Source organism: Kitasatospora sp. NPDC052868 (assembly GCF_044547105.1).
GTDB lineage: Bacteria > Actinomycetota > Actinomycetes > Streptomycetales > Streptomycetaceae > Kitasatospora.
This window is the reverse complement of record NZ_JBITZW010000016.1, coordinates 101,185-127,772: the sequence shown is the minus strand read 5'-3', so window position 1 is coordinate 127,772 and position 26,588 is coordinate 101,185. Positions and strand designations below refer to the sequence as shown.

21 protein-coding genes are annotated in these 26,588 nt (G+C 72.5%); 7 read left to right on the top strand and 14 right to left on the bottom strand.

From position 1 onward, the window contains the following. Window positions 1-20 precede the first annotated feature (20 nt). Entirely contained in the window at window positions 21-1,502 is a 1,482-nt protein-coding gene (locus ACIGZJ_RS25460) for a hypothetical protein (RefSeq protein WP_396459376.1), read from the top strand. 114 nt (window positions 1,503-1,616) lie between these two features. Beyond that, window positions 1,617-1,829: a hypothetical protein gene (locus tag ACIGZJ_RS25455; RefSeq protein WP_396459375.1), complete on the top strand. Its 213-nt coding sequence runs from the start codon at window positions 1,617-1,619 to the stop codon at window positions 1,827-1,829. Between the two features lie 52 nt (window positions 1,830-1,881). On the opposite strand, the gene ACIGZJ_RS25450 is transcribed toward ACIGZJ_RS25455, so the two are convergent. The 3 genes from ACIGZJ_RS25450 to ACIGZJ_RS25440 all read right to left on the bottom strand — a co-directional run bounded on the left by ACIGZJ_RS25450 (window position 1,882) and on the right by ACIGZJ_RS25440 (window position 6,134). Next, window positions 1,882-3,075, bottom strand: coding sequence for an RtcB family protein (locus tag ACIGZJ_RS25450; RefSeq protein ID WP_396459374.1), 1,194 nt, complete (start codon window positions 3,073-3,075; stop codon window positions 1,882-1,884). Between the two features lie 324 nt (window positions 3,076-3,399). Continuing rightward, the gene (locus ACIGZJ_RS25445; RefSeq protein WP_396459400.1) at window positions 3,400-4,767 is read right to left on the bottom strand and encodes a M16 family metallopeptidase; all 1,368 of its coding nucleotides are present in this window, start codon (window positions 4,765-4,767) and stop codon (window positions 3,400-3,402) included. A gap of 20 nt (window positions 4,768-4,787) precedes the next feature. Further along, window positions 4,788-6,134 (bottom strand): M16 family metallopeptidase, encoded by a 1,347-nt coding sequence (locus tag ACIGZJ_RS25440; RefSeq protein ID WP_396459373.1) that lies wholly within the window; start codon window positions 6,132-6,134, stop codon window positions 4,788-4,790. A 228-nt stretch (window positions 6,135-6,362) separates the two neighbouring features. Between ACIGZJ_RS25440 and ACIGZJ_RS25435 the strand changes: the two genes are divergently transcribed. Both ACIGZJ_RS25435 and ACIGZJ_RS25430 read left to right on the top strand, forming a co-directional pair. Further along, a complete protein-coding gene (locus ACIGZJ_RS25435) occupies window positions 6,363-8,813 on the top strand; it encodes a DNA topoisomerase (ATP-hydrolyzing) subunit A (RefSeq protein ID WP_396459372.1) in 2,451 nt (816 codons plus the stop codon). A 154-nt stretch (window positions 8,814-8,967) separates the two neighbouring features. Then, the gene (locus ACIGZJ_RS25430) at window positions 8,968-9,870 is read left to right on the top strand and encodes a sucrase ferredoxin (protein WP_396459371.1); all 903 of its coding nucleotides are present in this window, start codon (window positions 8,968-8,970) and stop codon (window positions 9,868-9,870) included. 76 nt (window positions 9,871-9,946) lie between these two features. Here the strand turns inward: ACIGZJ_RS25430 and ACIGZJ_RS25425 are convergent, their stop codons facing one another. From ACIGZJ_RS25425 to ACIGZJ_RS25415, 3 genes are read right to left on the bottom strand one after another with little or no spacing between them, the layout of a single operon-like run. After that, entirely contained in the window at window positions 9,947-11,026 is a 1,080-nt protein-coding gene (locus ACIGZJ_RS25425; RefSeq protein ID WP_396459370.1) for an ABC transporter substrate-binding protein, read from the bottom strand. Window positions 11,027-11,060: 34 nt separating this feature from the next. Beyond that, window positions 11,061-11,930: an ABC transporter permease gene (locus tag ACIGZJ_RS25420; protein ID WP_396459369.1), complete on the bottom strand. Its 870-nt coding sequence runs from the start codon at window positions 11,928-11,930 to the stop codon at window positions 11,061-11,063. Continuing rightward, window positions 11,920-12,729, bottom strand: a complete 810-nt coding sequence (locus ACIGZJ_RS25415; RefSeq protein ID WP_396459368.1) for an ABC transporter ATP-binding protein — start codon at window positions 12,727-12,729, stop codon at window positions 11,920-11,922. Before ACIGZJ_RS25415 ends, ACIGZJ_RS25420 begins: the two co-directional genes overlap by 11 nt. A gap of 384 nt (window positions 12,730-13,113) precedes the next feature. Between ACIGZJ_RS25415 and ACIGZJ_RS25410 the strand changes: the two genes are divergently transcribed. Both ACIGZJ_RS25410 and ACIGZJ_RS25405 read left to right on the top strand, forming a co-directional pair. Beyond that, window positions 13,114-14,832 carry an ATP-binding protein gene (locus ACIGZJ_RS25410; protein WP_396459367.1) on the top strand — a complete coding sequence of 573 codons (1,719 nt, stop codon included), beginning with the start codon at window positions 13,114-13,116 and terminating at the stop codon, window positions 14,830-14,832. Next, window positions 14,832-15,521 carry a response regulator gene (locus tag ACIGZJ_RS25405; RefSeq protein WP_396459366.1) on the top strand — a complete coding sequence of 230 codons (690 nt, stop codon included), beginning with the start codon at window positions 14,832-14,834 and terminating at the stop codon, window positions 15,519-15,521. The genes ACIGZJ_RS25410 and ACIGZJ_RS25405 overlap by 1 nt, the downstream gene beginning before the upstream one ends. Window positions 15,522-15,578: 57 nt before the next feature. On the opposite strand, the gene ACIGZJ_RS25400 is transcribed toward ACIGZJ_RS25405, so the two are convergent. The 6 genes from ACIGZJ_RS25400 to ACIGZJ_RS25375 all read right to left on the bottom strand — a co-directional run bounded on the left by ACIGZJ_RS25400 (window position 15,579) and on the right by ACIGZJ_RS25375 (window position 22,659). Further along, complete coding sequence (locus tag ACIGZJ_RS25400) at window positions 15,579-17,255, bottom strand: cation acetate symporter (RefSeq protein ID WP_396459365.1); 1,677 nt, start codon at window positions 17,253-17,255, stop codon at window positions 15,579-15,581. Next, the gene (locus tag ACIGZJ_RS25395; protein ID WP_396459364.1) at window positions 17,252-17,866 is read right to left on the bottom strand and encodes a DUF485 domain-containing protein; all 615 of its coding nucleotides are present in this window, start codon (window positions 17,864-17,866) and stop codon (window positions 17,252-17,254) included. Before ACIGZJ_RS25395 ends, ACIGZJ_RS25400 begins: the two co-directional genes overlap by 4 nt. 124 nt (window positions 17,867-17,990) lie before the next feature. After that, window positions 17,991-18,698, bottom strand: coding sequence for a response regulator (locus ACIGZJ_RS25390; protein WP_396459363.1), 708 nt, complete (start codon window positions 18,696-18,698; stop codon window positions 17,991-17,993). Then, on the bottom strand, window positions 18,695-19,813 hold the full coding sequence (locus tag ACIGZJ_RS25385) for a sensor histidine kinase (protein WP_396459399.1): 1,119 nt from the start codon (window positions 19,811-19,813) through the stop codon (window positions 18,695-18,697). The genes ACIGZJ_RS25390 and ACIGZJ_RS25385 overlap by 4 nt, the downstream gene beginning before the upstream one ends. Window positions 19,814-19,866: 53 nt before the next feature. Then, a complete protein-coding gene (locus ACIGZJ_RS25380) occupies window positions 19,867-20,373 on the bottom strand; it encodes a DUF1453 domain-containing protein (protein WP_396459362.1) in 507 nt (168 codons plus the stop codon). Between the two features lie 174 nt (window positions 20,374-20,547). Then, a complete protein-coding gene (locus tag ACIGZJ_RS25375) occupies window positions 20,548-22,659 on the bottom strand; it encodes a type IIA DNA topoisomerase subunit B (protein WP_396459361.1) in 2,112 nt (703 codons plus the stop codon). A 539-nt stretch (window positions 22,660-23,198) separates the two neighbouring features. On the opposite strand from ACIGZJ_RS25375, the gene ACIGZJ_RS25370 reads away from it, so the two are divergent. After that, window positions 23,199-23,432, top strand: a complete 234-nt coding sequence (locus ACIGZJ_RS25370) for a hypothetical protein (protein WP_396459360.1) — start codon at window positions 23,199-23,201, stop codon at window positions 23,430-23,432. 207 nt (window positions 23,433-23,639) lie between these two features. On the opposite strand, the gene ACIGZJ_RS25365 is transcribed toward ACIGZJ_RS25370, so the two are convergent. Together ACIGZJ_RS25365 and ACIGZJ_RS25360 are read right to left on the bottom strand one after the other, a co-directional pair. Then, a complete protein-coding gene (locus ACIGZJ_RS25365) occupies window positions 23,640-24,440 on the bottom strand; it encodes a S1 family peptidase (RefSeq protein WP_396459398.1) in 801 nt (266 codons plus the stop codon). Between the two features lie 315 nt (window positions 24,441-24,755). Further along, a complete protein-coding gene (locus ACIGZJ_RS25360) occupies window positions 24,756-26,402 on the bottom strand; it encodes an RNA polymerase sigma factor (protein ID WP_396459359.1) in 1,647 nt (548 codons plus the stop codon). Window positions 26,403-26,588 lie beyond the last annotated feature (186 nt).

The window sequence follows — 26,588 nt, the reverse complement described above, 5'->3', positions numbered from 1 at the left end:
TCACGCTATTGTGCCGATCCATGCGAACCCCGGCGGCGGATCCCGCACACTCGACCACCACGCGGGCCCTCACCGGCCGCTCGCCCGTCGCCCCGGCCGTCAGCCAGGACGCGGTCGTCGTCGTCCCCGGCATCATGGGCAGTGCCCTGCGCAACGCCCACACCGGAGAACCCGTCTGGGGCCTGAGCCCGAAACTGCTCGCCGGGTTCTGGAGCGACCCGGACCGCCTGCGGGTCCTGCACCTCACCCCCGCCGAACGCGAGGGCCGGTACGGCCGGATCGAACCCGCCGGCCTGCTCACCGCCTCCACCTGGGCCCCCTTCCTCAAGGGGGTCGAGCCCTACACCGACCTCGTGGACACCATCCGCGAGGTGGTCGCCGACCGCGCCGCCGTACTGGAGTTCGGCTACGACTGGCGCCTGCCGGTCGCCGTCAACGGCGCCAGGCTGGCCGGGGCCGCCCGACGCCACCTCGACACCTGGCGCACCCACCCCGCCCACGAGGCCGCCCGGCGGCTGCGCCCGGACGGCCGGCCCGCCCAACTCGTCTTCGTCGCCCACTCCATGGGCGGGCTCGTCACCCAGGAGGCGCTCGCCGCGGCTGGCGGGCTCGCCGCCGACACTCGCGCCGTGGTCACCCTGGGCACCCCCTTCGAGGGGTCCGTCCTGGCCACCGCCATCCTCAACTCCGGGCGCGGCGGCCCCGCGGCGCTGCCCCGGCGTGCGCTGCGCGAGCTCGCCGCCACCCTCCCCGGCGTCCACGACCTGCTGCCCCGGTTCCTCTGCGTCGACTCCGGCGCCGAGGCGCACCGGCTCAGCCCCGCCGACGTCGCCGCCCTCGGCGGGGACCTCCACCTGGCCACCGCCGCCGAGGAGTCCCACCGCCGCCGCAGGGCCGTGCCCCTGCCCCGGCACCGCGCCGTGGTGGGGACCGCCCAGCCGACCCCGCAGAGCCTGCGACTGCGCGACGGCATCGTCCACGAGCAGTACGCCGGGTTCACCCAGAACTCCGACCACACGCCGATCCGTGACGGCGACGGCGTTCCCGTCCTCACCGATCAGGCCGGCGACGGCACCGTCCACCAGGACAGCGCCTCCCGCGGCGGCGACGCCATCACCTACCTCCCCCTCCAGCACGGCGCGCTCGCGGCGGATCGCAGCGCACGCCACCACGTCCGCGCCGTCATCACCGAACGCGACCGGGTGCTCGGCCCGAGCATGGGCGCCGAGCACGTCGGCCTCGACGTGCCCGACCTGGTCGAGGCCGGCCTCCCCTGGCACCTCCGGCTCCCCGGCGCCGACTCCACCGCCGGTGTCAGCCTCACCATCCACGACACCGACGGCGACACCCCGGTGCGCGCCCCCTGGCCCTCCGCCCTGGACGGCCAGGTCGGAGCCCGGATCACCCTCCCCGCACCCGGCCTCTACCGCATCACGGCCATCGTCAGCGGCCAGCCGCCGATCACCCAACTCGTCCTGGCCATCACCCCCGGCCTCGGCTAGGGCCTAGCAGCCGCCCAGGCCTCTCACCTGCGGATTCGGCCACATCCACACCATTGGGCGAACTGGAGAGCGAACGACCCACTCGAACGGACGGAGCCCGCCCATGCTCGCGCCATGACCTTCTTCGACCTCGAACGACCTGACCACGCCTACATGTTCGCCTTCCTCCAGGCGGACGGGCACCTCGCGCAGGGAACCGGCAACAAGGGGTCGGGAGCAGCCAGCCTGGAACTCGCCGCCGAGCAGCTCGAACGCACGCTCAAGGGCTGCGCCATCCGCAAGTGGCGGCTCGTCAGCCCCAAGCGCAGAGGGGCGGCGTCCGGATAGGAGCAACGCGAGGAGGACCCCGACCGCGTCGGGGCCCTCCTCGGGTCGGTGGTCATCCCTTGATGCAGATGACCTGCTTGATCTGGGCGACGATCTCGACCAGGTCCCGCTGCTGTTCCATGACCTTCTCGATCGACTTGTAGGCACCCGGGATCTCATCGACGACGCCGCTGTCCTTGCGGCACTCCACGCCCTTGGTCTGCTCCTCCAAGTCCCGTACGGTGAACCGCTTCTTCGCCGCCGAGCGACTCATCTTGCGGCCGGCGCCGTGCGAGGCCGAGTTGAACGCCGCCGCGTTTCCGAGGCCGCGGACGATGAAGGAGCTCGTCCCCATCGAGCCCGGGATGATCCCGAACTCGCCGGTACCGGCCCGGATCGCCCCCTTGCGGGTCACGAGCAGGTCGACACCGTCGTACCGCTCCTCCGCCACGTAGTTGTGGTGGCAGCTGATCACCTCGTCGAAGGCGACCTTCTTCCCGGCGAACTCGCGGCGCAGGACATCCTGGAACATCGCCATCATGACGGCGCGGTTGTTCTTGGCGTACTCCTGCGCCCAGTACAGATCCTGCCGATAGGCCGCCATCTGCGGGGTGTCCGCGATGAACACCGCCAGATCGCGGTCGACCAGGCCCTGGTTGTGCGGGAGCGAACGGGCCACGCCCATGTGGTACTCCGCCAACTCCTTGCCGATGTTGCGCGATCCGGAATGCAGCATCAACCAGACCGAGCCGGCCGTATCAAGGCACACCTCGATCATGTGGTTGCCCGAGCCCAGCGTCCCCATCTGCTGCATGGCCCGCTCGCGGCGCCACTTGACCTCGTGGGCGACCCCGTCGAAGCGCTGCCAGAAGTCGTCCCAGCCGGCCGTCGCGAAGCCGTGGAGCTTGCCCGGGTCGACCGGGTCGGTGTGCAGGCCGCGGCCGACCGGGATGGCCTGCTCGATCTTGGAGCGCAGGCGGGAGAGGTCGTCCGGCAGGTCCTTGGCGGTGAGCGAGGTCTTCACCGCGCTCATTCCGCAGCCGATGTCCACGCCGACCGCCGCCGGGCAGACCGCGCCCTTCATCGCGATGACGGACCCGACCGTCGCGCCCTTGCCCAGGTGGACGTCGGGCATCACGGCGAGGCCGTGCAGCCAGGGCAGCGAGCTGATGTTGCGCAGCTGCTGCATGGCCTGGCCCTCGACGGTGGCCGGATCGGTCCACATCCGGATCGGGACCCGGACACCGGGTACCTCGGTGTACGACATGGTTGAACGACCTCCAAAGGTCGGCTGGTTCAAGCGTAGGTGTGCTGCCGCGCGAAGAGTCCCGGTGCGGCTCGGGGAAGATCTGGGGTCGGCAGCGCTCAGGCGGCCAGGGGGCATCGGGAGGACGGCCTCGGGGAGCGCACTATGGTCGACTCGACCCGCATGGTGACCGCCTCCTCTCCGTGTGTGTACCGGCTGCCGGGGGATATCTACCCACGCGGCGCCGAGGGTCCGCAAGGGAATTAACCGCAGTCCGGACGGCGGTCGAAAAGCGAGGGGCCCGGTGGAGCGCAGTGCTCCACCGGGCCCCGGCCCGCAGGGGGTTCAGGCGCTGATGACGGTGACCTCGCCGATGCCGAGCTTGCGCACCGGGTCGGCGATCTCGGCGGCGTCGCCGACGAGGACGGTGACCAGGCGGTCCGGCGGGAACGCCGCGACGACGGCCTCGGTCGCGGCGGCCGTCGGGAGCTCGGCGAGCCGCCGGTAGACCTCGGCCTGGTAGTCGTCCGGCAGGTGCTGCTCGACCTGGTCGGCCAGGGTGCCGGCCACCGAGCCCGCGGTCTCGTACTTCAGCGGGGCGACGCCGACCAGGAACTGCACGGCCTCGTCGCGCTCGGCGTCGGTGAGGCCCTCGGCCGCGAGGGTGCGCAGGATCGTCCAGGTGTCGCCGAGCGCCGGCGCGGTGGAGGCGGTGTCCACCGAGCCGCTGATCGCGATCAGCGCGCGGCCGGTACCGTCGGCGGCCGAGCGCAGCGGCTGGGCGAAGGCCCGCACGCCGTAGGTGTAGCCCTTCTCCTCGCGCAGGACGCGGTCCAGGCGGGAGGTCAGGGTGCCGCCCAGGCAGTAGGTGCCGAGGATCTGCGCGGCCCAGTCGGGGTCGTGCCGGTCCGGGCCGATCCGGCCGATGAGCAGCTGGGTCTGCACCGAGCCGGGGCGGTCCACGATCACGACGCGGCCGGTGTCGTCGGCGGTGACGGGGGCGTGGACGCTGGGGGCCGCGGTGTCGGCCGTCCAGGCGCCGAGGGTGGCTTCGAGCAGCGCCGGAAGCTCGACCCCGGTGAGGTCGCCGACCACGACGACGGTGGTGGTGGCGGGCCGGACGTGGGCGTCGTAGAAGGCCTGGACGGCCGCCCGGTCGATGGACTTGACCGACTCGGCGGTGCCGCCGCGGGGGCGGGAGAGGCGGTCGGCGCCGTCGAAGAGCTCGGCGTAGAGGGCCTTGGCGGCGCGCCGGGCGGGGTTGGCCTGCTCGTGGACGATCTCGTCGAGGCGGTTGGCGACCAGGCGCTCGATCTCGTCCTCGGGCAGGGCGGGGGCGCGCAGGGCGTCGGCGAGCAGGCTGAGGCCGCGCTGCAGCCGGGAGGCGGGGACCTCCAGGGAGACCCGGATGCAGGGGTGGTCGGCGTGCGCGTCCAGGGTGGCGCCGGCGCGCTCCAGCTCGGCGGCGAACTCCTCGGCGGTGAGGGTGTCGGTGCCCTCGTTGAGGGCCCGGGCGAGGATGCCCGCGATGCCGTCGAGGCCCTCCGGCTCGGCGGCGAGCGGGGCGTCGACGAGGACGTCGACGGCGACCAGCTGCTGACCGGGGCGGTGGCAGTGCAGGACGGTGATGCCGTTGCCGAGGGCGGCGCGCTCGGGGGCCGGGAAGGCCCACGGGCTGGGGGTGCCGGGCTGGGGCTGGGGGTGGAACGTCATGGCGGGGACGTAGTCGGTGCTCATGCGGCAGCGCCCTCCTCTTCGGTGTCGGTGGCGGCGGTCTCGTCGTCGTCGGCGGTGGTGGGCTCGTAGACGAGGACGGCCCGGTTCTCGGGGTGCAGCCGGGCCTTGGCGACGGCCTGGACCTCCTCGGCGGTGATGTCGAGCACCTTGGGGAGCGCCTCGTTGAGCAGCTTGGGGTCGCCGAACAGGACGGCGTAGCGGCAGAGTTCGTCGGCGCGGCCGGCCACGGTGGTGAGCCGGTCGAGCCACTCGCGCTCGATCTGGGCCTGGGCGCGCTCGAGTTCGGCGGCGGTCGGGCCGTCCGCGGCGAAGCGGGCGAGCTCCTCGTCGACGGCCGTGTCGATCTGCTCGATGGTGGCGTCGCCGGAGGTCTTGACGTCGAGCCAGCCGAGGCTGGGGGCTCCGGCCAGCCGCAGCAGGCCGAAGCCGGCGGCGACGGCGGTGCGGTCGCGCCGGACCAGGCGGTTGTAGAGCCGGCTGGACTCGCCGCTGCCGAGGATGGTGAGGGCGAGGTCGGCGGCGTCGGCCTCGCGGGTGCCGTCGTGCGGGAGGCGGTAGGCGGCCATCAGGGCGCGGGAGGGGACCTCCTCGCGGATGTTCTCCCGGATCTCGCGGCCGATGCTGTCGGGGAGGGTGCCATCGCGCGGGGGCTGCTTGCCGTCGTGCGAGGGGATCGACCCGAAGTACTTCTCGACCCAGGCGATGGTCCGCTCGGGGTCGATGTCGCCGACGACGGAGATGACGGCGTTGTTGGGCGCGTAGTACGTGCGGAAGAACGCGCGGGCGTCCTCCAGCGTGGCGGCGTCCAGGTCGGCCATGGAGCCGATCGGGGTGTGGTGGTACGGGTGGCCGTCGGGGAAGGAGAGCGCGGTGAGCTTCTCGAACGCGGTGCCGTACGGGACGTTGTCGTAGCGCTGGCGGCGCTCGTTCTTGACGACGTCGCGCTGGTTCTCCATCGAGGTGTCGTCGAGCGCGGCGAGCAGCGAGCCCATCCGGTCGGCCTCCAGCCAGAGGGCGAGCTCCAGCTGGTGGGCGGGCATGGTCTCGAAGTAGTTGGTGCGCTCGAAGCTGGTGGTGCCGTTGAGCGAGCCGCCGGCGCCCTGGACGAGCTCGAAGTGCCCGTTGTTGGAGACGTTGGCGGAGCCCTGGAACATCAGGTGCTCGAAGAGGTGGGCCAGCCCGGTGCGGCCCTTGACCTCGTGGCGCGAGCCCACGTCGTACCAGAGGCAGACGGCTGCGACCGGGGTGAGGTGGTCCTCGGAGAGGACGACACGCAGGCCGTTGGCCAGGCGGTGCTCGGTGATGGCGATGCCTCGGGTGGAGGCGGGGGCCGGGTTGGCCATGCGCTCGGGTCCTTCCCGTCGTCGATGTCGGGGATTCGTGTGGCGTCCCCATTGTGGTGCAACGCGCGGAGGGCGTGGATGTGTCCGCGCGGACGGGGCGTTCGCCAGGGGCGGAAGAGGGGCGCTGGCGGGGTGTGTCGGCGCGAGGGTCCACAATGGGGGCGCTGAGCCCTGATGGACGGCAGACGCAAGTGAGACGCAAGCGAGACGTAAGGGAGCCCCGCCGCGATGGCCCGCCGCAGTTCGCAGACCCCGCCGCCCGGAGATTTCGAGGAGCGGATCCTCGACGTCGATGTCGTGGACGAGATGCAGGGCTCCTTCCTGGAGTACGCCTACTCGGTCATCTACTCGCGTGCGCTGCCCGACGCGCGGGACGGCCTCAAGCCGGTGCACCGGCGAATCCTGTACCAGGCCAACGAGATGGGCCTGCGACCGGAGCGCGGGCACGTGAAGTGCGCCCGTCTGGTGGGCGAGGTGATGGGTCGGCTCCACCCGCACGGTGACGCGTCGATCTACGACTCGGTCGTCCGGATGGCGCAGCCCTTCTCGATGCGGCTGCCGCTGATCGACGGGCACGGGAACTTCGGTTCGCTGGGCAACGACGACCCGCCGGCCGCGATGCGCTACACCGAGTCGCGGCTGACGGCCGCGGCGATGGCGATGGTGGAGTCGATCCACGAGGACACCGTCGACTTCGGGCCGAACTACGACGGCAGCGAGCAGGAGCCGCAGGCGCTGCCGGCCGCGTTCCCCAACCTGCTGGTGAACGGCGCGACGGGCATCGCGGTCGGCATGGCGACCAACATGCCGCCGCACAACCTGTCCGAGGTCGTGGCGGCCGCGCGGCACCTGATCAAGCACCCGAACGCGGACCTGGACACGCTGATGCGGTTCGTGCCCGGGCCGGACCTGCCGACGGGCGGCCGGATCGTCGGCCTGTCGGGGATCCGGGACGCGTACGAGTCCGGGCGCGGCACCTTCAAGATCCGGGCGACGACCTCGGTCGAGAACGTGACGGCCCGCCGCAAGGGCATCGTGGTCACCGAGCTGCCGTACAACGTCGGCCCGGAGAAGGTGATCTCGAAGATCAAGGACCTGGTCAACGCGAAGCGCCTGCAGGGCATCGCGGACGTCAAGGACCTCACCGACCGCGAGCACGGGCTGCGGCTGGTGATCGAGGTGAAGAACGGCTTCGTGCCGGAGGCGCTGCTGGAGCAGCTGTACAAGTTGACGCCGATGGAGGAGACCTTCGGCATCAACAACGTGGCGCTGGTGGACGGTCAGCCGCTGACGCTGGGTCTGAAGGAGCTGCTGGAGGTCTACGTCGACCACCGCTTCGAGGTGGTCCGCCGGCGCAGCGACTTCCGGCGGCGCAAGCGCCAGGAGCGGCTGCACCTGGTCGAGGGCCTGCTGGTGGCGCTGGTCGACATCGACGAGGTCATCGCGATCATCCGGTCGAGCGACAACGCGGCGCAGGCGAAGGAGCGCCTGATCGAGCGCTTCTCGCTGTCCGAGACGCAGACGGCGTACATCCTGGACACCCCGCTGCGCCGGCTGACCCGTTTCGACCGGGTGGAGCTGGAGGAGGAGCAGGCGAAGCTCAACTCCGAGATCGCCGAGCTGACGGAGATCCTGGAGTCGGACACCCGGCTGCGCAACGTGGTGTCGACCGAGCTGGGCGCGGTGGCGAAGCAGTTCGGCACCGAGCGGCGGACGGTGCTGCTGGAGGCGGGTGCGGTGCCGTCGGCCTCGCTGTCGGTGCCGCTGGAGGTCGCGGACGATCCGTGCCGGGTGCTGCTGTCCTCGACCGGTCTGTTGGCGCGGACGGCGGACGGCGAACCGTTCGAGTTGTCGGAGAAGCGGTCGAAGCACGATGTGATCGTCTCGGCGGTGCCGGCCACGGCCCGCGCCGACGTGGGTGTGGTGACCTCGGCCGGCCGGGTGCTGCGGCTGGCGGTGATCGACCTGCCGGCGCTGCCGCCGACGCCGTCGCCGACGCTGGCGGGCGGGGCCGCGGTGGGCGAGTTCCTGCGTCTGGAGGCCGGTGAGCGGGCATTGGCGCTGACCACGCTGGACGAGTCCTCGCCGGGTCTGGCGCTGGGCACGGTGCAGGGCGTGGTGAAGCGGGTGGTGCCGGAGTGGCCGACGAACAAGGACGAGTTCGAGGTGATCGCCCTCAAGGAGGGTGACGAGCTGGTCGGCGCGGTCGAACTGCGCACCGGCGAGGAGGACCTGGTCTTCATCAGCTCGGACGCCCAGTTGCTGCGGTTCCCGGCCGGCACGGTCCGGCCGCAGGGCCGCCCGGCGGGCGGTATGGCGGGCATCAAGCTGACGGACGGCGCGCGGGTGCTGTCCTTCACCGCGGTGGATCCGGCGGTCGACGCGGTGGTGGTCTCGGTGGCGGGTGCCTCGGGCACGCTGACCGGTGAGGCCCAGAGCAGTTGGAAGGTCACACCGTTCGAGCAGTATCCGCGCAAGGGCCGTGCCACCGGCGGGGTGCGCTGCCAGCGCTTCCTGCGCGGTGAGGACGCCCTGGCGTTCGCCTGGGCCGGCGCGGCGCCGGCCCGTGCGGCCGCGGACAAGGGCGTTCCGGTCGATCTTCCGGAGCGCGACCCGCGCCGTGACGGTTCGGGCACTCCGGTGACGGCCGCGATCACGGTGGTGGCCGGACCGGCGTAGCGGTCGGCCGGTCGGCCAGGCGGAGGGGTACCGGATCCGGTACCCCTCCGCTCCTTTTTTGCCGCCGGTGGCGGGCCGCGCCGGGGCCGGGGGCCGGTACCGGCCGGACAGGATCCAGGTGGCCGGGTGGGGCGCGAAGGGTAGCCTTGCCTGCGTGAGTACCTGTGCGACCGCGTCGCGTGAACTGTCCGAGCCGCTGGCCGCCACGGCTGCGACGGCCGCCACCTGGCTGTTGGTGGAGCAGAACGGGCCGTGGGGAGCGAAGGCGGCGACCCAGAGCCATCTGGACGCGGCGGTCGGCCGTGCACTGGAGGCGGCGGCCGCGGGTACCGGGGTCCGGGTCGCGCTGATCCGTCGGCCCGGGCGGCACGCTGACTGTCTGGAGACGGCCCGGCACGAGGTGATCGTGGCCCACACGGTGCCGGGGCGGGGCTGGGTGCGGCGGGGGTCGGTGGCGGACCCGGCGGAACTGCTGGACCTGGACTTCGGCGCGCTGGGCGGCGGGGAGCACGGCGGCTTCGGTGCGGAGCACGTCGGCGGGCCGGTGGCCCTGGTGTGCACCAACGGGCGCCGGGACCGCTGCTGCGCGCTGCTGGGCCGGCCGCTGGCGGCCGAGCTGGCGGCGGCCGGGCACAGCGAGGTGTGGGAGGTGACGCACCTGGGCGGACACCGCTTCTCCCCCACCATGCTGGTGCTGCCGTACGGCTACGCGTACGGGCGGCTGACGCCGGAGAGCGCCAAGGAGGTGCTGGCGGCGACGGCGTCCGGGCACGTCGTGCCGGAGTGGTCGCGGGGCTGCTCGGGCTGGGAGCGCCCGGGGCAGGCCGCGGAGCACGCGGTGCGGCTGGCCACCGGGGAGACCGGGGTGGACGCGCTGACGCTGGTGCAGGAGCCGGCGGGCGGGGGCCGCTGGCTGGTGACCGTCCGGCACCGGGACGGCCGGGCCTGGGAGGCCGAGGTCGTCGAGGCGGCGAGCGAGCCGCCGCGCCCGGAGAGCTGCGGCAAGGCGGCGGCCACCCCCTCGCGGATGGACGTGGCGGTGCTGCGCGCACTGTGACGGCCCCGCGCCCGTGGGGGTGGGCGCGGGACCGTCGGCACGGGTTCGGCCCCTGGCGCGGGGCCCTCGCACGGGTTCAGCCCTTGGTCGCGGCCTTGGCGACGAACTCGGTGGTGTAGGTGCGGGCGAGGTCGATCGAGCCCTCCTTGCCCCGGACGTCCGGGTGGAAGGCGGCGAGCACGGCGAGCACCGTCTTCGGGCCGTCGGCGGGCATCACGCCGTCGGTGGTGAACATCGGCAGGGTGGCCTTGATCGCCGCCGCGTACTGCTCGGCGCCGCCCTGCGCGTAGTCGGCGGGCATCGCGGCGGCGATCTCCTGCGGGCTGTGGGTGGACATCCACGTGAGCGTCCGCACGAACGCGTCGGCGAGCCGCTGGGTGGTGTCCTTGTTCTTCCCCACCCACTCGGTGTTCATGTAGAGCGAGGAGGACGGGTAGAGCCCGCCGAGCGCCTCGCGGGAGCCCTCGGGGGTGCGCATGTCGTAGAGGATCCTGCCGAGGCCCTTGTCCAGGATGGTGGCGACCGTCGGATCCGTCGTCATGCCGGCGTCGATGCTGCCCTGTTGGAGGGCGGCGATGAAGGTCTGCCCGGCGCCGACCGCGATCGGGCTGAACTCGCTGACCGCCGTGCCGTTCTTGACGGCCAGGTACTTGGTGAGGAAGTCGGTCGAGGAGCCGACGCTGGTGACGCCGAGCTTGCGGCCCTTGAAGTCCGCGCCGGACCGGATGGCCTCGGCCTGCTTGGCGGAGACGATCTCGACCTCGCCCGGGGCCTGGGAGAACTGGACCACGGACTCCACGTTCTTGCCCTTGGCCTGGAGGTCGATGGTGTGGTCGTAGAAGCCGACGGCGCCCTGGACGTCCCCGGCGAGCAGCGCGGTGGTGGCGTTGACGCCGGCCGGCTCGCTCATCAGCTCGACGTTGACGCCGGCGTCGGCGAAGTACCCGAGGCGCTGGGTGAGCATGGCGGGCAGGTAGATGACCTTGTCCAGGCCGCCGACCATGATCTTGACCTTGGGGCCGTCGACCTTCCGCCCGGCCGGGGCGGCGCCGTTGTGGGAGGTCGAGGCGGCGTCGTTGGCGCAGCCGGCGAGCGGGAACAGCAGGACGGCGGCGAGGGCGGCTGCGGCGGATCTGCCGATCGGGTTGGGGCGCATGGGTGGGGGTGCCTCTCTCGAAGTGCGGTGGGGGTCAGCGGCCGTCGCCGGAGTCGGCGGGCTTCCAGCGGAACAGCTTCTTCTCGGCGAAGGTCAGCAGCCCTTCGGTGAACAGCGCGACCACGGCGAGGATGGTCATCGCGGCGTACACGCCGGCCGCGTTGAAGGTGCCCTGGGCGGCGGCGACGAGCAGGCCGAGGCCCTTGGTCGCACCGATGTACTCGCCGACGATGGCGCCGATCAGCGCGAAGCCGAAGCTGACGTGCAGGCTGGTGAAGATCCAGGTGGTGGCGGCGGGGATGACCACCTGCAGGGTGACCTTGCGGCTGTTTGCGCCCAGGATGCGGGCGTTGGCGACGAGGTTGCGGTCCACCTCGCGGGCGCCCTGGAAGGCGTTGAAGAACACCGGGAAGAACACCAGCACCACGGCCGAGGCCACCTTGGAGGCCGGTCCCAGGCCGAACCAGATCAGGAAGATCGGAGCCAGCACGATCCGCGGGATGGCGTTCAGCACCTTGATGTAGGGCCCGAACACCTCGGCCAGGAAGCGGATCCGGCCGAGTGCGATGCCGAGCAGCACACCGCCGGTGACGCCGATGACCCAGCCGGTGAGGGCCTCGTAGAGGGTGTAGCCGATCTGTTCGCCGAGCGAGCCCTGGGCCGTGCCATGGGTGATCCACTGCCAGATCTGCGCCCAGATCCTCGACGGCTGGGAGAAGTTGAACGGGTCGATGACCTCGGTGCGGGCGCAGACCTCCCAGAGGCCGAGGAAGGCGGCGAGCACCGCGACCCTGGCCGCGTAGACCCCCAGCCTCCGGTTGCGGGCCGCCCGTTCGCGGGCCGCCGTCCTGCTGGCGGGGACGGCCGCCGGCTGCGTGCCGGCCACTGCGGTCTCAAGCGGCACGACCCGCTCCTCTCTCCCGGGTGATGCGGACCTCTTCGCCGAGCGACGCCCAGATCTCGCGGTACAGCTCGATGAACCTCGGCTCCAGCCGGACGGCCTCCACGGTGCGCGGGCGCGGCAGGTCGACGGTGAAGACCTCCTTGACGGTGGCCGGACCGGCCGTCATCACCACGACCCGGTCGGCGAGGGCGATCGCCTCGTCCAGGTCGTGGGTGACGAAGACCACCGAGGAGCCGGTGCCGGCCCACAGCTCCAGCAGCTGGTCGGACATCAGGGCGCGGGTCTGCACGTCCAGCGCCGAGAACGGCTCGTCCATCAGCAGGATGCCGGGGTCGTTGACGAAGGTCTGGGCGAGCGCGACGCGCTTGCGCATACCGCCGGACAGCTGGTGCGGGTAGCGGTCCTCGAAGGCGCCCAGGCCGACCCTGGCCAGCCAGTCACGGGCCCGTTCCCTGGCCTCGGCGGCGGGGACCCCGCGGAAGCGCGGGCCGGCCATCACGTTCGACAGGACGGTCCGCCAGGGGAAGACGGCGTCCTGCTGGAAGACGAACCCGACCTTGTCGTTGATCCCGTCCACCGGCTCGCCGTACACCCGGACGTCGCCCTCGGTGGGCTCCTCCAGACCGCTGACCAGGGTCAGCGTGGTGGACTTGCCGCAGCCGGTCGGGCCGACGACGGCCACGAACTCACCTTGGGCGACGGTCAGGTCGAGATCGCGGACGGCGGTGTGCAGCACCCCGGAGGGGGTGCGGAACCGCTTGGTCGCGCCGGTCAACTCGATCGCCGGGGTTGTGCTCATGCCCACGCCTCGCTTCGCTCGACGTGCGCCTCGCGCAACGCGCCCCGCTTCGTGGTTCGCGCGCTTCGCTCGCTCATTGGACCTCCCGGGTCTGTGCTTGCCCCGGGAGGCTAGGAGCGGCCGGGCACCCGGCGGGAGGCTTGTCGGCGTACTGCGGGTTCTCCGCGTTGAGGGCTGTTCTGCTCGTTTTGCTTCCGCTACAACAGCGGGGACGCAGCTGACAGACCCACCCCGGAAACGTAGGGTGTGCCAGCCGACCGCCCGAGCCGCCCGCGGCTCCCGCCTGCCCGGCCACCGCCACCGCTACCGCCCCTGCCCGGGCCGCCCGCAGCCGCCCGCCCCTCCGACCGCCCCCGTCCACCCAGCCGCCGAGAGGAGGCCCGGATGAAGCGCCCGCACTGGCCCCGCCGCCCCCACTGGCCCCGCCGGGTCTTCGCCCAGCTGCTGCTCGGCCAGACCGTCGTCACGGTCGGCGTCACCGCCGTCACCGCCGGGCTGTTCCTGGCGCCGGTCAGCTCCGAGCTCGACCACGACGCGATGCAGCGCGCCCTGTCGATCGCCCAGGCCACCGCCGGCGACGAGGTGATCGCCCGCGCCGCCGAGGTCCGCGACTCCGCCACCGCGCAGCGCAACGCCGAGCAGATCCGGCTGGCCACCGGCGCCAGCTTCGTCGTGATCACCGACCTGTCCGGGATCCGGCTCTCGCACACCGACCCGGACCGGATCGGCCACCGGGTCAGCACCGACCCGGAGCCCGCCCTCAGCGGGCGCAGCGTGACCGCCATCCAGCAGGGCACCCTGGGCCGCACCGCGCGCGGCAAGGTGCCGCTGCGGGCGGCGGACGGGCGGATCGTCGGTGAGGTGTCGGTCGGCATCAGCGACGACTCCATCCGGCGGCGGCTGCTGAAGATGCTCACCGGGATCCTGCTCTGCGCGGGCGCGGGTCTGGCCGCGGGCACCGCCGCCACCCTGGTGCTGGCCCGGCGGCTCAAGCGGCGCACCCACAACATCGCGCTGGCCGACATCTCGGCGCTGCTGGTGGAGCGGGAGGCGATGCTGCACGGGATCCGCGAGGGCATGGTGGCGCTGGACGAGCGCGGCCGGATCCGGCTGGCCAACGACGAGGCGGTGCGGCTGCTCGGCCTGCCCGGGGACTGCACCGGGCGGCCGATCGACGCCGTGCTGCCGCCGGGCCGGCTGGCCGACGTGCTGACCGGGCGGATCGCCGGCGCCGACCTGCCGGCCGTCCGGGACGACCGGGTCCTGGTGGTGAACCGGATGGCGACGGCCGAGGGCGGCGCGGTGGTGACGCTGCGCGACCGGACGGAGTTGGAGTCGCTGGTCCGGGAGCTGGACACCACCCGCAGCCTCACCGAGGCGCTGCGGGCGCAGGACCACGAGCACGCCAATCGGATGCACACCCTGCTGGGCCTGCTGGAGCTGGGCCGGTACGAGCAGGCGGTGGCGTTCATCTCGGAGCAGTCCGGTTCGCACGCGGCGGTCGCGGCGCGGATCGCCGAGCAGGTGCAGGACCCGCACGTGGCCGCGCTGCTGGCCGGCAAGACGGCGGTGGCGGGCGAGCGCGGCGTGCGGCTGCTGGTCGCCCCGGCCGCCCACCTGCCGGACGCGGTGGTGGACGCCCGGGCGCTGGTCACCGTGCTGGGCAACCTGATCGACAACGCGGTGGACGCGCTGGCGCCGGGTGGCGGCGGGCGGCTGGAGGTGACCCTGGCCGCGGCCGGCTCCACCCTGCTGGTGCAGGTCTCGGACAGCGGCCCCGGGGTGCCCGAGCGGCTGCGCGAGCGGGTCTTCGAGGAGGGGTGGACGAGCAAGGAGGCGCCCGCGCACCGCCCGCGCGGGCTCGGCCTGGCGATGGTGCGGCGGCTGGTCGAACGGGCCGGCGGCCGGATCGGGCTGGACTGCGGCCCGCTCGGCGGCGCCCGGTTCACCGTCGAGCTGCCCGAGGCCCTGCACACCCGGCCCCCGATCCCGTGCGTACCGACCCCGCCCGCGCAGACCCCGCCCGACCGGACCCCGCCTGCCTTGACCCCGCCTGCCTTGACCCCGGCCGACGGCCGCACCGCACCGCTCGTGGAGGCGTGATGATCGACGTACTCGTGGTGGACGACGACTTCCGGGTCGCCGATGTGCACGCCGCGTACGTGGCCAAGGTGCCCGGCTTCCGGGTGGTCGGCACCGCGCACTCGGCCGGCGAGGCGCTGGCCGCGCTGGAGCGCCGTCCGGTGGACCTGCTGCTGCTCGACCACCACCTGCCCGACGAGACCGGCCTCGCCCTGGTGCGCCGGCTGCGGGACCGGCAGGTGGCCTGCGACGTGATGATGGTGACGGCCGCCCGGGACGTCTCCACGGTGCACGCCGCCATGCAGCACGGCGCGCTGCAGTACCTGGTCAAGCCGTTCACCTTCGCCGGGCTGCGCGACAAGCTGGTCGCGTACGCGCAGCTGCGGCACGCCCTGGCCGGGCCGGCCGCTCGGGAGGCCGGCCAGGACGAGGTGGACCGGCTGTTCGCCACCCTGCGCAGCGCCGCCGCCCCCGCCCCCGCGCTGCCCAAGGGCCACTCGGCCCCCACCACCGACCTGGTCCTCGGGGTGCTGCGGCGGGCCGGACGCCCGCTCTCCGCCCAGGAGGTCGCGGACGCCGCCGGGCTGAGCCGCTCCACCGCGCAGCGCTACCTCAAGCAGCTGGAGCGCGACAGCCGGCTGCGGCTGACCCTGCGCTACGGCGACACCGGCCGGCCCGAGCACCGCTACGGCCTGGCCGCCCGGACGTGACGAACCCCGGCCGGGCGCCGGTCCGAGGCGCCCGCCGGGGTTCGGGTACGGCCGCTGCTACGCGGCGCCGGCGCCGGTGAGGGCGCGCACCTCCAGCTCGGCGTAGCGGTCCGGGTCGGCCGGCTCGGGCGAGGTCAGCGTGCCGATCCAGCCGGCCAGGAACCCGAGCGGGATCGAGATCAGGCCCGGGTTCTCCAGCGGGAACCAGTGGAAGTCCACCCCGGGGAAGAGCGCCACCTTGCTGCCCGAGACGACCGGCGAGAAGGTCACCAGCACGATGGCCGGCACCAGCCCCCCGTACACCGACCAGACCGCGCCGCGGGCGGTGAACCGGCGCCAGAACAGCGTGTAGAGCAGCACCGGCAGATTGGCCGAGGCGGCGACGGCGAAGGCCAGGCCGACCAGGAAGGCGACGTTCAGCTGCTGGGCGAAGAGGCTGAGCGCGATCGCGACCGCGCCGATCCCCACCGCCGCGATCCGCGCGACCCAGACCTCCTGGCGCTCGCCGGCCTCGCCGCGCCCCGCCCGGGCGGCCGGGACGGCGGCACGCCGACGCCTGCGCCGGGGGCGGTCGCGCCAGGCGCCCGCCCAGATGTCGTGTGCGAAGGCCGCCGAGGAGGCCAGGGTCAGTCCGGCGACCACGGCGAGGATGGTGGCGAAGGCGATCGCCGAGATCAGCGCGAACAGCACCACCCCGCCGGTGCTGCCGTTGCCGCCGCCGAGCACCAGGGCCAGCAGCGGGACGGCGGTGTTCCCGGCCGCGTTGGCGTGCCGGACCTCCGCCGAGCCGACCAGCGCGGTGGCGCCCAGCCCCAGCGCGATGGCCATCAGGTAGAAGCCGCCGACCAGCCCGATCGCCCACATCGTGGAGCGGCGGGCGGCCCGCGCGGTGGGCACCGTGTAGAAGCGGGAGAGGATGTGCGGCAGGCCCGCGGTGCCCAGCACCAGGGCCAGGCCGAGGCTGAAGAAGTCGATCCGGCTGGTCACGCTCTTGCCGTACTTGAGCCCGGGCTCCAGGTAGCGCTGCCCGGCGCCGCTGTGCTGAGCCGCCTGCCGCATCAGCTCGGCCACGTCCCCGTGGAAGCGGACCATGAGCAGCACGGTGAGCAGCACCGAGCCCGCGATCAGCAGGAACGCCTTGACGATCTGGATCCAGGTGGTGGCCCGCATCCCGCCGACCGTGACATAGATGATCATCAGACCACCGACCGCCACGATGGTCCAGGTCCGGGCCGCACCGCTGTTGGTGCCGAGCAGCAGGGCGACCAGGCTGCCCGCACCGACCATCTGGGCGACCAGGTAGAGCAGGGTGACGACCACGCTGGCGCCGCCGGCCGCGGCCCGGACCTTGCGGCGGCGCAGCCGCAGCGCCAGCACGTCGGCCAGGGTGTACCGGCCGGCGTTGCGGACCAGCTCGGCGACCAGCATCAGCACCACCAGCCAGGCGACCAGGAAGCCGATGCTGTAGAGCACGCCGTCGTAGCCGTAGAGGGCGATCAGCCCGGCGACACCGAGGAAGGACGCGGCGGAGAGGTAGTCCCCGGAGAGCGCGAAGCCGTTCTGCAGCGGGGTGAAGTCGCGCCCGCCGGCGTAGAAGTCCTCGGCGGCGCTGCCTCGGCGGCCCACCCAGAGGGTGATCGCCAGGGTGACCAGGACGATGACGGCGAACAGCACGATGGCCAGATCGTGGTGGTCCCCGGCGGGGGCGACAGGGGGCGGGGTGGCGGTGGTCATCGCAATTGGTCCTGGGTGTCCCAGCGGAGGTCGAGGGCGGCCCGGTCGCGCTTGGTCCGGGCGTTGCGGGCGTAGAGCCAGGTGAGCAGGAAGGTCGAGGCGAACTGCAGCAGACCGAGCAGCCAGGCCACGTTGACCGGGCCGGCGATCTGGCTGCGCATCAGCCCGGGCGCGCAGGCCTGCGCGGCGACGTACATCAGGTACCAGCCGAGGAAGGCCCCGCTGACGGGGAAGACGAAGGACCGGTAGCCGCGCCGGATCTCCTGGAAGGAGTCGCTGGCCTGGACGGAGCGGTACACCTCGGTGCTGTGGCTGCCGGCCCGGCCCGGCCCGGCGGGCGCCGGCTGCACGGGCACCGGATGGGCGGACACCGGATGGGCGGACACCGGGTAAGCGGACACCGACACGGCGGGCATCGGCACGACGGGCGGCGGAGCGGCGGGCGCCGACGCGACGGGCGGCGGAGCGGCGGCGGGCTGCACCGGGGCCGGTTGGACGGGGGCCGCGGGCGCGGCGGCCGGCCGCCCGGGTTCGGGGGTGGTGGCGGGAGCGGCGGCCCACCAGTCGAATCGCTGCCCCTGCTCGGGACTGCTCGTCTGCTGCTGTGGCACTGCTGCTCCTGGGCCGAGGGCGCTCTGACCGCACCCATGATGGTGGCCCGCGAACACCCCCAACGACCAATGCAGATACGTTCACTCGATGAGGTGATCGATGATCCGACAGACACTCATCCGACTACTGCTGCGTACCGGTGATCCCGTGTCGGAAGGCGTACGCGACCGCCTGCGCCCGGTCCCGGACGGCGGTTTTGGCGAACAGGTTGTTGATGTGCGTCTTCACCGTGGCCGGGCTGACGAACAGCCGCCGGGCGATCTCGGTGTTGGAGAGCCCCTCGGCGATCAGCGCCAGCACCTCGGCCTCCCGGGCGGTCAGCCCGTCCGGGAGCTCGCCGGACCGGCTCGGGTAGGGCTCCGCCGAGGCCGGGCCGGGCTCCCCGGGAGCCGTCGGACCTGCGCCCGCCAGCCGTTCCAGCAGCCGCAGTTGCACCAGCGGTGAGAGGCCGGCCGCGCCCGAGCGGACGTCCGCGATGGCCCGGGCGATCTCCTCGCCGCCGGCGTCCTTGGTGAGGTAGCCGCGGGCCCCGGCCTGCAGCGCGGGGAACAGCGAGTCGTCGTCGGCGTACGTGGTGAGCACCACGACCTCGGTCTCCGGGTGGGCGGCGCGGATCCGCCGGGTCGCCTCGACCCCGTCCACCCGCGGCATCCGCAGGTCCATCAGGACCACGTCCGGGTGGTACCGCTCCACCAGCGCGACGGCCTCCTCGCCGTCGGCGGCCGCGCCGACCACCTCGATGCCCGGCAGCAGCCCGAGCAGCATCACGATGCCCTCGCGCACCACCGTCTGGTCGTCGGCGACCAGCACCCTGGTGTTCCCCGTCGTCATGCCGGCACCCTCAGCAGCACGCGCCACCCTCCGTCCTCCGGGCCCGCCAGCAGGGAGCCGCCGAGCAGTTCCGCGCGTTCGCGCATCCCCAGCAGACCGTACCCGCTGCCGCTGGCGGCCAGCTCGGCGGCGGGTTCGCCACGGGCCGGCCGGGCGTTGCGTACCTCCAGCTCCACCTCCTCGGCCAGGTAGCGGAGTTCGACCGTGCAGCGCGCGCCGGGGGCGTGCTTGCGGACGTTGGTCAGCGCCTCCTGCGCCGTGCGCCGGACCGCGAGCCCCGCCTCGGCCGCCAGCGGACGCGGAACCCCTGTGACGGAGAGCCCGGCCCGCTCACGGCCCGCCAGCTCCACCAGGAACTCCCCGACCGGGGTGAACTCGCCGCGCAGCGCGGAGAGCGCCTGCCGGGTCTCGGCCAGGCCGTCCTGCGCCATCCGCCGCGCGGCCACCACGCGTTCGCGGACCTGCTGCCGGTCGGTACCGGCGTCCAGCATCAGCCGGGCCGCCTCCAGGTGGACCAGCTGGGCGGAGAGGCTGTGGGCCAGCACGTCGTGGATCTCCCGGGCGATCCTGGCCCGTTCGGCGAGCGCCGCGCTCTCCGCCTCGGCGGCCCGGGCGGCCCGCTCCTGGACGAGCAGCCGCCGCGCGGTGCCGCGCGCCTCGATGTCCAGCCGCAGCAGGTAGCCGAGCAGGACGAGCCCGCCGACGGTGGCGATGACGCTCAGCCAACTCGCCCAGCTGACGGCGGCGTACGAGCCGAGCGCGGCCGCCGCGGTGAGCAGCGCCGGCGCGGGCGGCAGCCGGACGATGGCGGTCACGGCCAGCCCGTACCAGAGGACGTCGGCGAGCAGGAAGGCCTGCCCCCAGTTGGCCAGCCAGGCCGCGCCGAGCAGTCCGGCGGCGAGGCCGAACGCCGCCACCGGGCGCTGCTCCCGGCTGGCGTACAGGTATCCGGCGCTCAGGCCGACGGCCGCGGCCAGCCCGGCCGCCGCAGCGGCGGCCGCCCAGCCGGTGTACCTCCCGTCGGAGAAGGTCCCCCAGCAGACGGTGACCAGCAGGATTCCGCGGCCGAGCACGGTGAGGATCCGCCGCGGCCGGCTCTCGGCATCGCGTTCCATCCCCTCGCGGGACGGCCAGCGGGTCCAGTACCACCCGGCCACGGGTGCCTCCCTCACAACTCACGGCTTCGGACCGGTACGGGCTCTGCGGCCGCCTCCGGGACCTCCAGCATCCGGGCCCTCCAGTTCACCACGAGCGTGCGGGCCAGGAGCAGCACCGCCAGGCCGAGCAGCAGGGCGCTGCCCGTCTGGTGGACGTGCAGGGCCGTGCCGGTCCCGTAGATGCCCGCCCGGATGACGACCATCCCCGCCCAGGCGGCCAGGGTGGCCCTGGTGCCCCTGGCCCAGAGCGTGCCGTCCTCGGCCCGCCAGAGCCGGACGGTCCAGCCCCAGACGGAGCCCATCGCGAGCACCGCCACCAGTCCGCACCCGAGCAGGACGGCGGACTGTGCGGTGTGCTCGTGGTCGATCAACTGCGGGTCGCGCAGCGCGAGCCCGCCGAGGACCAGTGGCAGGACCCAGAAACGGCGCTCGGTGTCCAGACGCTGCGCGCGCATCTGGCGGCCGACGACCAGGGCCATCACCGCGATGACCGCGACGACGTTGACAAAGGTGCTCATCGGACTCTCCGTACCGACGGGAGGCTGCTGCTGACCTCCCCGACGCTACGGATCCGGCGCCTGCGGCTGATCGGAGCCCGGGTGGACGGGCGGGTGGATCCGGCAGCACACGGGCCCTCCACCCGTGGGTGGAGGGCCCGCGACGACCGGGTGCGCTCAGGCGGCCGGGTGCGCTCAGGCGTCGATGCGGGAGCGGTCCAGGGTGGCCGCCGAGTCGACGATGAACTCCTTGCGCGGGGCGACGTCGTTGCCCATCAGCAGGTCGAAGATCTTCTCGGCCTGCTCCAGGTCGCCCAGGTTGATCCGGCGCAGCGTGCGGTGGCGCGGGTCCATGGTGGTCTCGGCCAGCTGGTCGGCGTCCATCTCGCCGAGGCCCTTGTACCGCTGGACCGGGTCCTTCCAGCGCAGGCCCTTGCGCTGGAACTCCAGCAGGGTGGAGCGCAGCTCGGCGTCGGAGTAGGTGTAGTGGTACTTCTCCTGGCCGCGCTTGGGGTTGGTGAGCTCGATCCGGTGCAGCGGCGGCACGGCCGCGAAGATCCGGCCCTGCTCGACCATCGGACGCATGTAGCGCTGAAAGAGCGTCAGCAGCAGGATGCGGATGTGCGAGCCGTCGACGTCGGCGTCGGCCATGAAGATGACCCGGCCGTAGCGGGCCTGGTCGATGTCGAAGGTGCGGCCCGAACCGGCCCCTATCACCTGGATGATCGAGGCGCACTCGGCGTTCTTGAGCATGTCGCTCACGGACGCCTTCTGGACGTTGAGGATCTTGCCGCGGATCGGCAGCAGGGCCTGGAACTCGGAGTTGCGGGCCAGCTTGGCGGTGCCGAGCGCGGAGTCCCCCTCGACGATGAAGAGTTCGGTGCGGTCGACGTCGTCGCTGCGGCAGTCGGCCAGCTTGGCCGGCAGCGAGCTGGTCTCCAGCGCCGTCTTCCGGCGCTGGGCCTCCTTGTGCTGGCGGGCCGCGACGCGGGTGCGGGCGGCGGCGACCACCTTCTCCATGACGGCCCGGGCCTGGACCTTCTCGTCCTTCTTGGCGGAGGTCAGGAAGGCCTTGAGCTCCTTGGCGACCACCGCGGCGACGATCCGGTTGGCGGCCGAGGTGCCCAGCACCTCCTTGGTCTGGCCCTCGAACTGCGGCTCGGCGAGGCGGACGGTGACCACCGCGGTGAGGCCCTCGGTGGCATCGTCCTTGGTGATGTCGTCCTCGGCCACCCGCAGCAGCTTGGCGGACCGAAGCGCCTCGTTGACGGTCTTGGCGAGCGAGCGCTCGAAGCCGGTGACGTGGGTGCCGCCCTTGGGGGTGGCGATGATGTTGACGAAGGACCGCAGGGTGGTGTCGTAGCCGGCGCCCCAGCGCAGCGCGATGTCCACGCCGAGGGTGCGGGTGACCTCGGTGGGCGTCATGTGGCCGAGCTCGTCCAGGACGGGCACGGTCTCCTTGAACGTGCCCTCGCCCTGCAGCCGCAGCACGTCGCAGACCGGCTTGTCGGGTGCGAGGAACTCGCAGAACTCGCCGATGCCGCCGTCGTAGCGGAAGGTCGACTCCTCGACCTTGTCGCTCTCCGTCAGGCGCTCGTCACGGACCACGATGGTGAGGCCGGGGACGAGGAAGGCGGTCTGCCGGGCCCGGCTGTGCAGGCCCTCCAGGGAGAGCCTGGCCTCCTTGAGGAAGATCTGCCGGTCGGCCCAGTAGCGGATCCGGGTGCCGGTGCGGGTCTTCGGCACCTTGCGGACCTTGGTGAGGCCGTTGGCGGGCTCGAAGGGCGCGTCCGGGCTGGTCTCGGTGAAGATCCCGGGGGTGCCGCGGCGGAAGCTGATGCCGTGGGTGTGGCCGCTGCGGTCGACCTCGACGTCCAGGCGGGCGGAGAGGGCGTTGACGACGGAGGCGCCGACGCCGTGCAGACCGCCGGAGGCCGCGTAGGAGCCGCCGCCGAACTTGCCGCCGGCGTGCAGCTTGGTCATCACGACCTCGACGCCGGACAGGCCGGTCTTGGGCTCGACGTCCACCGGGATGCCTCGGCCGTTGTCGCGGACCTCGACCGAGGAGTCGTCGTGCAGGATCACGTCGATGCGGTCGCAGTAGCCGCCGAGGGCCTCGTCGACGGAGTTGTCGATGATCTCCCAGAGGCAGTGCATCAGGCCCCGGCTGTCGGTCGAGCCGATGTACATGCCGGGACGCTTGCGGACCGCCTCCAGGCCCTCCAGGACGAGCAGGTGCCGAGCGGTGTAGTTGGAACCGTCGTCGCCGGCCAGCAGTGCGGACGGCACGGTCGTTTCGGCACTCACGCGGCACTCTCCTCGGTGAAGTTCTGTCTCATCGGTCACATCCGGGCACACCCGGATCGTCCGCCAGTGCAGCACATCGCACCGACATTCGTTCCCCTGCGTGTGTACACCCCTCCGCTCGGTGCACAGCACGGCGGGCCGGTCCCGCGCAGCTTGTACGCGCTGCGCGAACAAGGGCTGCGCCGGATTCGGGGCGCCGGGGCGCCATCTCCTCCCGGTACCACCGGTCCTGGCGGACCGTGGGGCCGGGCACAGGCTCCGGAACTGCCGTTATGCAGGCTACCGGGGCCTGGGACGGGGCTTATGCTCCAACCCAGCAGAGGATTATGCTACGCGGACCTCGGCACCCGGTCCCGATCGGGCGTTCGAGCGATAGACGGATCCTGGGATTCGGTACGCATGAACCACCGGCCCCCGGGGCACGTCCTCATCAACACCTGCAGAATCCTCAAAGAAGAAAAGCCACGAGCGGGAACGTTTTCGGCCTGGTTGGATGTTGACCCTGGTACGACAGCTCGTCGAGCTAGAGAAGAGGCGACGTGACTACTGTTCTGACCCCTGCGAGCCCGCTCACCGCGGCTGACCGCTGCGACCGCTGCGGCGCCCAGGCTTACCTGCGCGTCGTACTCGCCAGCGGTGGAGAGCTGCTCTTCTGCGCCCACCACGGCCGGAAGTTCGAGCCCGAGCTCAAGAAGATCGCCGTGGAGATACAGGACGAGAGCGGCCGTCTCAGCACCACGGCCACGGCCACGGCCGCCGACGAGGAGCGCTGATCCGAGGCGCCACAGCAGCAATCAGCCACGAGCTGTGTCCGGCCGTGCACTGCGCATGACCGGTGAGCCGGGCGGCGGGCCTCCCCAAGGAGGTTCGGCCGCCCGGCTCCGCTGTTTTCCCCACCTGCCGCCCTCACACCGGCCGACACCGCTGTCGGCCGGGCGGGCCGACGCCGGATCAGAAGGCCACCGGCCGTGAGCGCCCGGTCACAGGACCGAGCGAACCGCGTCCGAGACCGCGCCGATCCTGGTGTAGACGCCGGGGTGGGCCGCCTCCGCGCAGCCAGTCCCCCAGGAGACCAGTCCGGCCAGCCGCCCGCCGACCACCAGCGGACCGCCGCTGTCCCCCTGGCAGGCGTCCCTGCCGCCCTTCTCCTCGCCCGCGCAGACCATGCCGCGGGCGTCGAAGCGCCCGTCCTGACCGCCGGGGTAGGCGTGCGCACAGGTCTGGTCCGCGATGATCGGCACCTCCACCCCACGCAGCGTGGGCGAGTAGTTACCGGTCCCGGTGGTGTCCCCCCAGCCGAAGACCTGCGCCCTCGTCCCCGGCGCGTACGGCTCGGTCTCGCCCTGGCCGACCAGGTCGATCACCGACCGGTCCGTCTGCGGCTCGGCGAGGGTGAGCACCGCCACATCGTTCATGTTGGCGGCGAAGGCGTAGTCGGGGTGGACCCAGACCGACTGGACCGGCACCTCGTGCCCGGCCGAACCCCGCAGATCGTCCCGGCCGATCACGGCCTTCAGCTCCGGCCGGTCCACCCGCTTGCCCTTGGACTCGTCGTAGAAGCAGTGCGCGGCCGTCACCACCTTGGTCGGCGCGACCAGCGCGGCGCCGCAGAACTGCCCCGAGCGCCCGTTGCCGAACTGCGGCCGGCTGGACAGCGCGACCACCCACGGGTGGTCGGAGGTGCCGACGGCCGAACCCCCGACGATCCGGCGCTGCGCCTCGGCCGGAGCGGCCGGGCCGAGTGCGACGAGCGGCGCGGGCAGCGCGGCCAGCAGGGCCAGGACGGCGGCCCGGTGGCGCCGGCCCCTCGGCCGGTCCGGACGTACCGGCGTCGGTGCGGCAGTCGGCAGGTCCGTGCGGTCCGGGTTGGGCAGCACCGTTTCTCCAGGGTGGCTCGGCAGCAGGCAACCGGCACAGCGTAGGTGATCAACTACGGTGTGCGACCGGTTCCCGACGCACGGCCACCCGGACGAGGGACAAGAGCCACCCGGACGCTGACGTGCCCGGCCCCGGACATGCGCAGAGGCCCGGAGCGGTGTGCTCCGGGCCTCTGCCGTCAAGCTCTCCGCAGGGCTCGCGCCCTGCGGTCCTGCCGATTAGTCCAGGTAGTCGCGCAGCACCTGGGAGCGCGACGGGTGGCGCAGCTTCGACATGGTCTTGGACTCGATCTGGCGGATGCGCTCACGGGTGACCCCGTACACCTTGCCGATCTCGTCCAGCGTCTTCGGCTGACCGTCCGTCAGGCCGAAGCGCATCGACACCACGCCCGCCTCGCGCTCGGACAGGGTGTCCAGCACCGAGTGCAGCTGCTCCTGGAGCAGGGTGAAGGAGACCGCGTCGGCCGGGACGACGGCCTCGGAGTCCTCGATGAGGTCACCGAACTCGCTGTCGCCGTCCTCGCCGAGCGGGGTGTGCAGCGAAATGGGCTCGCGGCCGTACTTCTGGACCTCGATGACCTTCTCAGGGGTCATGTCGAGCTCCTTGGCCAGCTCCTCCGGGGTGGGCTCGCGACCCAGGTCCTGGAGCATCTGGCGCTGGACGCGGGCCAGCTTGTTGATGACCTCGACCATGTGCACCGGGATACGGATGGTGCGGGCCTGGTCGGCCATCGCGCGGGTGATCGCCTGGCGGATCCACCACGTCGCGTAGGTGGAGAACTTGTAGCCCTTGGTGTAGTCGAACTTCTCGACCGCACGGATCAGACCGAGGTTCCCCTCCTGGATCAGGTCCAGGAAGAGCATGCCGCGACCGGTGTAGCGCTTGGCCAGCGAGACCACCAGGCGGAGGTTGGCCTCCAGCAGGTGGTTCTTGGCGCGGCGGCCGTCCTCGGCGATGATCTCCAGCTCGCGCTTGAGCTTGGGGGCGAGCTTGTCGGCGGCCGAGAGCTTGTCCTCGGCGAACAGGCCGGCCTCGATGCGCTTGGCGAGCTCGACCTCCTGCTCGGCGTTGAGCAGCGGGACCTTGCCGATCTGCTTCAGGTAGTCCTTGACCGGGTCTGCGGTGGCACCGGCGACGGCGACCTGCTGGGCCGGGGCGTCGTCCTCGTCGTCGTCGGAGAGCACGAAGCCCTGCGACTCCTCCTCGGGCTCCGCCTCCTCGCCCGCCGCCTTGTCACCGGGCAGCGCGGCGTCCTCGAGCAGCTCCTCCTCGCCGATGACCTCCTCGTCGCCCTTGCCCTTGCCGGCCGCGGTCTTCTTGGCCGCGACCTTCTTGGCCGGCGCAGCGGTCTTCTTGGCGGCGGTCTTCTTGGCGGGGACGGCCTTCTTCGTCGGAACCGCCTTCAGCAGCTCCGCGGCGACGGACGTCGACCCCTCGACCGTGATCTCGGCGGACACGGTGCTGACCGAGGCCGTGGCGGCCGCGACCGACGGGGTGGAGATGGTCGCACCGGGCGCGATCCGCACCGGCGGCTTGGTCGGTGCCGAGGGCGCGGCAGGGTTGCGGGTGGTGACCGCCTTGGTCGCCGTGCGCTTGGTGGGGCTCTTGGCCGCGACGCTCTTGCGCTTGGCGCCGGCCGGTTCGGCCGCGCTGACCATGAGATCCACCCCTTCCTCAATCAGAACCTGGTTGAGGCTGCGCATGACGTTCTTCCACTTGGTGACCGGGATCTGGTCCGCCTCGAACGCCTGGCGCACGTCGTCACCGGCGATCTGCCCCTGGGCCTTGCCCCGCTCGATGAGCGCCAGCAGAGCCGCGGACTCGGCGATCTCGGGGGGAAGTGAACGGGATGTGCTGGCCGACACGAACAACCTCTCGGACGATGAGTGGACTCGAACCCGTACCGGCCGCCCGAGCGGGCGGGGAAGGAAATCGCGCGTCGGACGCGCGGTGTCGATTCCGACCGACTCGGGCTTGAGGACTGGGTTTGCAGGACGGCAACAGCGCCGTGGATCAACACAGCATTCTGACATGTTGGGGTATTCCGGAGC